The organism is Myxococcota bacterium (assembly GCA_035498015.1).
Taxonomy (GTDB): Bacteria; Myxococcota_A; UBA9160; order SZUA-336; family SZUA-336; genus VGRW01.
Genome location: DATKAO010000163.1, coordinates 1 through 8,849, shown reverse-complemented (window position 1 = coordinate 8,849; position 8,849 = coordinate 1). Strand labels below are relative to the sequence as shown.

The 8,849-nt window shown below is 68.5% G+C and carries 10 protein-coding genes; 7 read left to right on the top strand and 3 right to left on the bottom strand.

Annotated features, from left to right (window positions below):
- The coding region (locus VMR86_14650; protein HTO08284.1) for an MAPEG family protein at window positions 1-543 on the top strand (543 nt) is incomplete at its 5' end.
- Between the two features lie 4 nt (window positions 544-547).
- Here the strand turns inward: VMR86_14650 and VMR86_14645 are convergent.
- Complete coding sequence (locus tag VMR86_14645) at window positions 548-1,063, bottom strand: hypothetical protein (GenBank protein HTO08283.1); 516 nt, start codon at window positions 1,061-1,063, stop codon at window positions 548-550.
- 101 nt (window positions 1,064-1,164) lie between these two features.
- On the opposite strand from VMR86_14645, the gene VMR86_14640 reads away from it, so the two are divergent.
- The 3 genes from VMR86_14640 to VMR86_14630 all read left to right on the top strand — a co-directional run bounded on the left by VMR86_14640 (window position 1,165) and on the right by VMR86_14630 (window position 3,831).
- Window positions 1,165-2,619, top strand: coding sequence for an RNB domain-containing ribonuclease (locus VMR86_14640; protein HTO08282.1), 1,455 nt, complete (start codon window positions 1,165-1,167; stop codon window positions 2,617-2,619).
- Window positions 2,616-3,395, top strand: a complete 780-nt coding sequence (locus tag VMR86_14635) for a TIGR00730 family Rossman fold protein (protein HTO08281.1) — start codon at window positions 2,616-2,618, stop codon at window positions 3,393-3,395. The genes VMR86_14640 and VMR86_14635 overlap by 4 nt, the downstream gene beginning before the upstream one ends.
- A gap of 94 nt (window positions 3,396-3,489) precedes the next feature.
- On the top strand, window positions 3,490-3,831 hold the full coding sequence (locus VMR86_14630) for a PilZ domain-containing protein (protein ID HTO08280.1): 342 nt from the start codon (window positions 3,490-3,492) through the stop codon (window positions 3,829-3,831).
- Window positions 3,832-3,864: 33 nt separating this feature from the next.
- Here VMR86_14630 and VMR86_14625 read toward each other — a convergent pair whose 3' ends face one another.
- The gene (locus tag VMR86_14625; GenBank protein HTO08279.1) at window positions 3,865-4,827 is read right to left on the bottom strand and encodes an alpha/beta hydrolase; all 963 of its coding nucleotides are present in this window, start codon (window positions 4,825-4,827) and stop codon (window positions 3,865-3,867) included.
- Window positions 4,828-5,030: 203 nt separating this feature from the next.
- Here VMR86_14625 and VMR86_14620 point away from each other — a divergent pair, with 203 nt between their 5' ends.
- Genes VMR86_14620 through VMR86_14610 form a run of 3 tightly spaced genes read left to right on the top strand, consistent with a single transcriptional unit; the run spans window position 5,031 to window position 7,517 of the window.
- Complete coding sequence (locus tag VMR86_14620) at window positions 5,031-5,708, top strand: PEP-CTERM sorting domain-containing protein (GenBank protein ID HTO08278.1); 678 nt, start codon at window positions 5,031-5,033, stop codon at window positions 5,706-5,708.
- Window positions 5,705-6,361, top strand: coding sequence for a hypothetical protein (locus VMR86_14615; GenBank protein ID HTO08277.1), 657 nt, complete (start codon window positions 5,705-5,707; stop codon window positions 6,359-6,361). Before VMR86_14620 ends, VMR86_14615 begins: the two co-directional genes overlap by 4 nt.
- 52 nt (window positions 6,362-6,413) lie before the next feature.
- Window positions 6,414-7,517, top strand: coding sequence for an LLM class flavin-dependent oxidoreductase (locus VMR86_14610; GenBank protein HTO08276.1), 1,104 nt, complete (start codon window positions 6,414-6,416; stop codon window positions 7,515-7,517).
- A gap of 640 nt (window positions 7,518-8,157) precedes the next feature.
- On the opposite strand, the gene VMR86_14605 is transcribed toward VMR86_14610, so the two are convergent.
- On the bottom strand, window positions 8,158-8,849 hold a 692-nt coding region (locus VMR86_14605; protein HTO08275.1), incomplete at its 5' end, for a hypothetical protein.

The following is an 8,849-nucleotide window of genomic DNA, read 5'->3' as shown; positions in this document are numbered from 1 at the left end:
CTACCTTGGGCTCGAGGTGAGTCCATGAAGAGAGAGCAGAGGATCGTCGCGATCGGCGCGGCCAGTGGCGTCCTGGGCATGGCGCTCGCGGTGGCGTGGCTCACGCGTGTCTTGCCGTCGCCCTCGATTCCCGACGACCTGGCCGACCGGCTGGGCTACGCGCTGCGCGCCAACGTGTTCGCGATCGTGCCGTTCTTCGTCATGCTCGTGACCGTGGGCAACTCGCGCTTCCTCAGCGCCGCGATCGACCCCATGCGCCACGCGGAGAGCCGCTCGATGGAGATCGACGGGCGCGTGGCCGACAACACGCTGCAGCAGAGCTTCGTGTTCGCGATCGCGTCACTCGGTCTCTGCACCGTCGTTCCACTGGGGCATCTGCAGGTGGTGTGGGCCTGCGCGACCGTGTTCGTGGCGGCGCGCGCGCTGTTCTGGCTGGGCTACCGCATCGACCCGCTCTACCGCGCGCCGGGCATGTCCGCGACCGCCTACATGAACCTCGGCATGATCGTCTACGTGTTGTGGCGCACGGTGGCGAGCGCGTGACTCGCTAGGAGCAGCTCTTCGGGATCTTGTGGGGCCCGTGCACGGAGATCTGGATGCGGCACAGCCCCAGGCCCTCCCGCTCGATCTCACCGTCGCAGCTCCCGTGCGTCGAGCCGCCGACGTGCACCCGGCACAGCGCGCGGCCGACCGCGGCCCCGACGAACCAGTCGCTGAAGGCGATCGAGCACGAGCGGTCCACGGACTTCCCGGACGCTTCGATGCAGCTCGCGGGCTGGGAAAGGATGAGCACGAGAGCGTTGGTGCAGCGGTCGAGGATCACGAGATCGTCGTTGACGTAGGCCAGGTACAAGTTCTTGGCGAGCTCGGGCGAGACCGAACGAGCGGCCGCGATCAGCTCGTTCGTGTCGAGTGTCTCCACGTGGAGCTTGGTCGCCATCGCCTCTTCCTGGAGGCAGGTGAGCTTGGCCGTGGCCTCGAACAGGTCCTGGGCCGGGGAGCGGGCCGGGAGCAGCCCGAGGGCGAGCACGGCAGCCAGCGAGGTGCGCTTCCTGTCGATCATCCGGCCAGTGTCTCACAGGGGCCTGCAGCCATGTCTTGTGCTACTCCAGCAGCCGGATGGTCGGGGAGCGCTCGCCTCAACACGGGCCGCGGTCGGCTCGGATGGACCTGCGCGCGGTCGCACGCCGGGCGATGTTCGAGGGGTCGCTCAAACCCGACTTCTCGCCTGCCGCGCTGGCCGAGGCGGCGCGGCTCGACGAGGCTGCTGCGGGCCGCGCGGCCGCCGACCTGCGCGACCTGCGGGCACCCCTGTGGGTGTCGATCGACAACGACGACTCACTCGACCTCGACCAGCTGTCGGTCGCGGAGGCGCTGCCCGACGGCGGCGCGAAGATCTTCGTGGCGATCGCCGACGTCGACGCGCTCGTGGAGGAGGGCTCGGCGATCGATGCCCACGCGCGCACCAATACGACCTCGGTGTACACCGCGGCGCAGATCTTCCCGATGCTGCCCGAGAGACTCTCGACCGATCTCACCTCGCTGCGCGAGGGCGTCGACCGCGCGGCGATCGTGATCGAGACGCGCGTGCGGCCCGACGGCACGATCACCGACTGCGCGGTGTACCGCGCCGTGGTGCGCAACCACGCCAAGCTGGCCTACAACGGGGTCGCGGCCTGGCTCGACGGCACGTCCCCTGCGCCCGAACGCGTGAGTGCGGTGCCCGGGGTCGCCGAGCAGCTCCGGCTGCAGGACGGAGTCGCGCGTCAGCTCCGCAAGCGGCGCTTCGAGCACGGTGCGCTCTCGCTCGAGACCCTCGAGGCGCGCGCGGTGTTCGACGACGGCGCACTCGCCGACCTGGTGCCCGACGCGCGGAACCGCGCCAAGGACCTGATCGAGGACTTCATGATCGCCGCGAACGGCGCCAGCGCGCGCTTCCTCGACGAGCGCGGCTTTCCCTCGATCCGGCGCGTGCTGCGCTCGCCCGAGCGCTGGGCCAAGATCGTGGATCTGGCCCAGTCACTGGGCGAGAAGCTCCCCGGCGAGCCGTCGAACGCCGCGCTCCAGGCCTTTCTCGACAAGCGGCGCGAGGCCGATCCCGCGCGCTTCGTCGATCTCTCGGTCTCGGTGGTGAAGCTGCTCGGCCGAGGTGAGTACGCGCTCGACCTGCCGCGCCGGGCAGCCCCGGGACACTTCGCCCTGGCGCTGCGCGACTACACGCACTCGACCGCGCCGAACCGCCGCTTCCCCGACCTGATCACGCAGCGGCTGCTGAAGGCCGCGCTGTCCGACCAGGCACCGCTGTACTCGCCGGGCGAGCTCTCCGCGCTCGCCACTCACTGCACCGAGCAGGAGGACCATGCCACCAAGGTCGAACGGCGGGTGCGCAAGTCGGCCGCGGCACTGCTCCTGTCGTCGCGCATCGGCGAGCGCTTCGAGGCGTTCGTGACTGGCGCCTCCGAGAAGGGCACGTGGGTCCGCATCGACCACCCCGCGGCCGAGGGCCGGGTCGTGCGCGGCTTCCAGGGCCTCGACGTGGGCGACCGCGTTGCGGTCGAGCTCGTGCACACCGACTTCGAGCGCGGCTTCGTGGACTTCGCGCGCGCGGGCGCGAAGTGACCGACGCGCCCGAGCCGCTCCCGACCTCTTCGACGGACACCTGGGGCAAGGGCACGCGCGATCCCGCCGAGCGCCGGCTGCTGGGAGGTCCGGAGCCGCGCCGCAGGGAGCTGCTGCAGGCGCTGCGAATCTTCGCGGAGTGTATCCGTGGCTTCCGCAAGCTCCACTTCGCGGGTCCGTGCGTGACCGTGTTCGGCTCCGCGCGCTTCAAGGAGGACCACCCCTACTACCACCTGGCGCGCGCGCTCGGCGCCCGGCTCTCGCAGGCGGGCTTCACGGTGATGACCGGCGGCGGCCCGGGAATCATGGAGGCCGCGAACCGCGGCGCGAAAGACGTGGGCGGTCTCTCGGTGGGCTGCAACATCAAGCTCCCGGTCGAGCAGAAGCCCAACTCGTATCTCGATCGCTGGGTCGAGTGCCGGTACTTCTTCGTGCGCAAGCTCCTGCTCGAGAAGTACTCGTATGCCTTCATCGCCATGCCCGGAGGCATCGGCACGCTCGACGAGCTGTTCGAGACCGCGGTGCTGATCCAGACCGGCAAGATGAAGGACTTCCCATTCGTGCTCATGGGCAAGAGCTTCTGGGAGCCGCTGCTCCAGTATCTCCGCGAGTTCCCGCTCAAGACCGGCACGATCGACGCGGCCGACGTCACGCGCTGGATCGTGTGTGACTCGCCCGAAGAGGCCGTCGACGTGATCCGGCAGCGCGCGATCGACCAGTTCGGCCTGACCTACGGTCCCCGCGCGCGGCCGAGGTGGTGGCTGGCCGAGTCATGATTCCGTTCTCATTGTAACTCGGCAGACGCTCCAGCTCCGGGGTTGTCGCGTCGATGGGAAGGGATTGCCGCTTCCGGCGATAGGGGTCCGGCTGGTGTCTCCGCCACGGAAGGTCGAACGGCGGACGCTCCACCGGGCGGTGAAGCGGATCGCCGCCGCGTTCGAGAGCGGCAAGCTGCGCGGCGACGGCTACGTGAAGAACGTCTCGAAGACGGGACTGTTCCTGCGCACGAACCAGTCGCTGCCCGAGGTCGGCAGCGAGGTCCGCCTGTCGCTGCGGGACCGCGCTGGCGAGAAAGTCACGCTGCGCGGCACCGTGCAGTGGACCACGCGCCAGCTGCCGCCGGGATCGAAGGCGCAGCCCGGCTTCGGCATGCGCATCCCGTCCGACGATCCCGCCTTCGTCGAATTCTTCGAGCAGATCCTCTTCAGGTAGCGCGCACGGTGCCACGCGCTGGGGGACGCCCGGCTACAGGCCGTCCACCCACTCGAACAGGCTGTCTCGGTAGAGCTTCGGGTCCTGACCGTGCATCGAGTGACCCATCTGCGGGAAGGACTTGTACTCGATCCGCTGTCCTGCCGCGGTCACGAGCTCGCGCACGCGGCTCGCCTGCAGGTCCGACATGGCGCCGAGCAGCCCGCCCGACGCCTCGTCGATCATGCGGAAGTGGTGGGTCAGGAGAACCGGCACCTTCACGCTCGCCAGCATGCGGGCGTGATTGCAGCTCGCCGCGACCGTGCCCGTGGCGAACGCGCGGCCCCACTCGGGGTCGTACTCCTTCAGGTTCTGCGGCGGCTCGCTGTTCGTGGACGTGCCGAACACGCGGCCCAGGCCCGCGAGGCGGGGCGGCAGCTCGTTCGGCGCGGCGGCCACGAACCCGTCCCAGTCACCGACGCTCCACTGGTCGCCGAGATACTTGCTCCACAGCGCGAAGATCGGGCCGATCGCTTGGTGGATCGACGGGCCGCACGAGGTGTGGAGCTCGGACGAGAAGAGCGGCGGGTCCTCGTAGTGACAGGCGCGCACCTGACCCGGCCGCGCGTACGCCGACAGCCAGGCCGACAGCACGCCGCCTGACGAGAGTCCACTCACCAGCGTGGGTCGGCCGATCGCCAGGTCGATGAAGCGCACGAGATCGTTGCCCATGTTGTCGAGCGTGTATCTCCCCGGCGTGCGCGTGGAGCGGCCCTGGCCGCGCAGGTCGACGGCGAACGCCTGGAAGCGCTCGGCGAGCAGCGGCAGCGCCGCTTCGTATCCCCACCACGACTCGGTCTGACCCGGAATGAGCAGCAGCGCCGGCTTGTCGGGCGCGCCCGCCACGGCGAAGTTGAGCTTCACCTCGCCCGTGTCACAAAGCTGCTCCGGGAATGCGTGCGCCAGGTAGGTCGCTTCCGGATGGTCGGGACCGAAGGCATTCGCAAAGCGGCTCACGGCGCGCGTCTCCCTTTCGCATTCATTCGCGCCAAGCATCGCACGCGCAGCCGCGCGAGATCACGGGGGGTGGATACCAACACGTACGTGGGATTTCTCCACCAAATTGATTCCCAATCCCCTCACCCAACGGTTAGGATGCTCAGACGGACCGGCAGATCTGGTGCATTTCGGATGTCGGGACTTCGGAGGGAGCTGAGACGGTGAGCGGGCTGCTTCGCGCCAGGATTCGGACCGCGGGCTGGCTGATCTTCCTCTTGCTGTGCGCGGCCCGCGCCGACGCGGCATCGACCGTCTTCACGTACACGGGCGGCGCCGCGACGGTGACTGCTTCCGTGGACGGGACGCCGATCGGGGTGGCGACGCTCAACCTGAACGGCGCGTTCGCGTCGTTCGACTCGTCCACCGGCATGCTCACGGACTTCAACTTCACCACCGCGCCGAATCAGTGGATCGTGCTGAACACCGTGTACGGCGGCTACAACCAGGTGTGGGTCAACAGCGCATCGGTGGTGCCCGACACGGGCTACCACACGCTGAGCAGCACGCCGATCAGCCCGGGTCACTGGAACACGAGCGTGATGCCCGTGCTCGTGAACGCGGTCTACACCGCGAAGAACTCGAACACGCAGGCGAGCGTGGGCCCGCTGCCTCTGAGCTACCAGAACTCGACCCCGCTCAGCGCGGTGATCGACGTGGTCGCCGGCACGTTCACGCTGCAGGGACTCACTCTGGGAATCGTGCCCGTGCCCGGTGAATCGGCCCCCGTGGTCGTCGGCGCGACGCTGACGTTCACCGGTGTGCCCGAGCCCGGTTCGCTCGGGCTCGCTGCGCTCGCCGGACTGGGCATCGCCCTCGCGCGCAGGAGAAGCGGTTCATGATGCGGAAGCTCACGCTGGCCCTCGCCGCCTGGCTGCTCTCGGCCGCACCGGCCCACGCCAGCTTCATCTTCAACTTCGGCGTGACCGTGACCGGGGGCGGTCTGCTCGCCCCCAACGCGAACTACGGCTGTCCCGTCGGCTCCGCCGATTGCCTCGCGTCGGAGGACTTCGCGCTCGTCAGCTCGACGCCGGCCAGCGGCGTCGTGCTGGACGGCTATCAGAACGGGCAGCTGCCGGAGGGCGGGCTGATCGACATCTTGATCGCGAACGCCACGTTCGCCCCGGTGAGCGGCGTCGGACCCGACGTGGTGTTCACGAACCTGCGCTACCAGGCGTTCGTTCCCGTGCTGCAGTTCAGCTTGATCCAGAGCGGCCCGGGCACGGGAACCGTCTCGGGCGAGATCGACGGTGTCCCGTTCACGACTGACTCCGCCGTGTACAACCTGGTGTGCGCGGGCGCGGGTGGCCCCGGTACCTTCAGCGGTCAGTGCGGCGTCGCGTTCGGGCCGCAGGTCTTCACGGCCGGTGGCCACAACTGGCTGCAGACGCTGAACGTCACGACGGGCGGCTTCCCCGAGCCCGGCGCGGCGGCCCTAGGGCTGCTCGGCGGTCTGGCCGGCCTGGGCGGACTCTTCCTGCGCCGGCGCGTCTGAGTCCTTCGTCTCCTGCGCGCCCCGGGCGCGCTGCTTGTGACAGACTCGTGCGATGAAGTTCGCGCTCTTCTACGAGATCCCGGTCGCACGCCCCTGGACTCCCGGTGCCGAGCACCGCGCCTACAAGGACACGCTCGAGCAGGCGGTCTACGCCGAGCAGTGTGGCTGGGACGCGGTCTGGACGGTCGAGCACCACTTTCTCGAGGAGTACTCGCACTGCTCGAATCCCGAGGTGCTCTACGGCGCCATCGCCGCGCGCACGCAGCGCATCCGGCTCGGCTACGGCGTGCGGCTCCTGCCCAAGCCGTACAACCACCCGGTGCGCACCGCGGAGTCGGTCGCCGTGCTCGACCTGCTGTCCGACGGGCGCGTCGACTTCGGCACCGGCCGCTCGTCGACCCGGGCCGAGCTCGAGGGCTTCGACGTCGACCCGCGCGAGACGCGCGCCATGTGGCAGGAGGCGATCGAGCACGTCGTCGGCTGCTGGACGAACGAGCAGTACGCCTTCGAGGGCAAACACTGGCGCATGCCGCGCCGCCGCGTGCAGCCCAAGCCCCTCCAGTCACCGCACCCGCCGATCTGGGGCGCCACCTCGTCCGACGAGGGCCACGTGCAGATGGGCGAGCTGGGCCTGGGCCTGTGCTCGTTCGCGGTCGGCGTTCCGCCCGCGGAGGTGAAGCGCAAGATCGACCTGTACCGCGCCGCGATCGCCCGCTGCGAGAAGCCGCTGGGCAAGTGGGTCCACGACCAGGCCGCCACCTTCACCATGACCCTGTGCGCCCCCACGCGCGAGGAGGCGTGGCAGGTCGCGCGTGAGTCCTTCGAGTGGTATCCGCGGGCCGGCGCACGGCTGATCGGGTCACTCGCCGGCTGGATGGCCGAGACGCGGCGCGAGCTCGGCAACTACGGCTACGCCGCGGAGCTCGCGAAGGTGGACCAGAGCGGCGCGCTCGAGCTGCTCACGCTCGAGTATCTGACCAGCTCGGGCGCCTGCGCGCTCGGGACTCCCGCCGATTGCCTGGAGGCGTGCCGCCGCTACGAGGACGCCGGCGTCGACCTGCTGCTCTGTCTCGTGAATCCGTATAAGATCCCGCACGAGAAGGTGATGCAGACGATCGAACGCATGGGCGCCGAGGTGATTCCGGCGTTCCGCTAGCAGCGCGAGCGCGCCCAAGCCTGCCAGGCTCAGCCGCGCGAGCGACCTCGGCTCGGGAACAGGGTCACTGAACGAGGTGAAGCTGACGGTGAAGTTGGGGTAGGTGCTGCAGAGCAGGCTTCCGCTGATCGGATTCCCGACGATGCAGTACCTCTGGCTGATCGAGAGCCCGGCGGCCGCGAAGATGTCGATGTCTGGAGCATGAGCCGGCGGAAGCGGGTACGTACCGTCGAACAGAGAACCGTTCTTGTCCCTCAGGTTGATCGTGACCACAAACGGGTCACTCGTGGCGCTGGGAGGGGTGGGGTAGGGCAGCGAGCTCACGCTGTACATGCCGTTGGACGAGTCGAAGTAGTCGACCGTGCCCGGCGCTCCGTCGATGGCGGTCACGTAGTAGATCGAGGCGACCACTGAGTCGACGCCGTCGACCAACGCGTTCATGGAAATGGTGTGGATGGGCGGCATAGTCGCGTAGTCGAGGGACGCGAACGTGAGCGACCCCGTGACGGTGTGATCCACCCGATTCCCGTCGCTGAACGTGACGGCCGTACCGGTGAAGTCCCAAGCCACGCTGCCATCGGGAAGCGCCGTCGCCGACGCTCTGCCTGCGGTGCACGAGATACTCTAACACCCCTGCGAGTCAGAACGCGAGCTCGAGATTCGACTGGAACAGGAAGCCATTTCCTCCGACTTGATAGGGATACGCGATGCCGCCGACCGGGCAGTGGGCGTAGAAGCCGACTTCGTTGTTCCAGCGAAAGCTCTGGTTCGCGAACGGGAACCAGTTGAAGCCCACGCGTGAGTCCCAGGGCTGGCCGAACTGGCCGAAGATCATCGACCCGCCCGCGTACAGCTGGAAGACCTGTGGTACCAGCATGGCGGATGCCTGCAGCTGGAAGCCGTGGTCCTTGAAATTGCTGAAGCCGAGTGAGTCGGTCAGAGTCCCGTCAAATTGGTCGACGAGCCGGAAGTAGTACTCGCCTTCGAGCGACAGGCCATGGAACTTCAGGCCCGCGTCGACCGACGCCATCTGGTAGCGGACCTTCTGGATCTGGATGCCCGGACCGAACAGCCCCGCCTGGAAGATCTGGTTCCCGTCCGAGATGCGGATCTGCGAGTTCTCGAAGTCGTCCTGGGTCGGCTGGCCCTGCGCGGTCTCGGTGCTGTGCGTGAAGTGGACCGCGAAGCGGCTCGAGAGATTCTCGTGCCAGTCGAAGTCGCCGAACGCGCGGCCGTAGTCGTGAGTCGGCTCCCAGCTCACGGTCGTCGAGAGCGTGTCGAGCTTGGCGTCGAGCTGGCCGGCGTCGACGCCGAGCGTGCTCAGGTTGTTGC

Bases quoted from the DNA above. Each gene is read 5' to 3' on its own strand.
- VMR86_14645 (HTO08283.1), bottom strand. From the start codon at position 1,063: ATGATCGACAGGAAGCGCACCTCGCTGGCTGCCGTGCTCGCCCTCGGG.
- VMR86_14640 (HTO08282.1), top strand. From the start codon at position 1,165: ATGGACCTGCGCGCGGTCGCACGCCGGGCGATGTTCGAGGGGTCGCTC.
- VMR86_14615 (HTO08277.1), top strand. From the start codon at position 5,705: ATGATGCGGAAGCTCACGCTGGCCCTCGCCGCCTGGCTGCTCTCGGCC.
- VMR86_14610 (HTO08276.1), top strand. From the start codon at position 6,414: ATGAAGTTCGCGCTCTTCTACGAGATCCCGGTCGCACGCCCCTGGACT.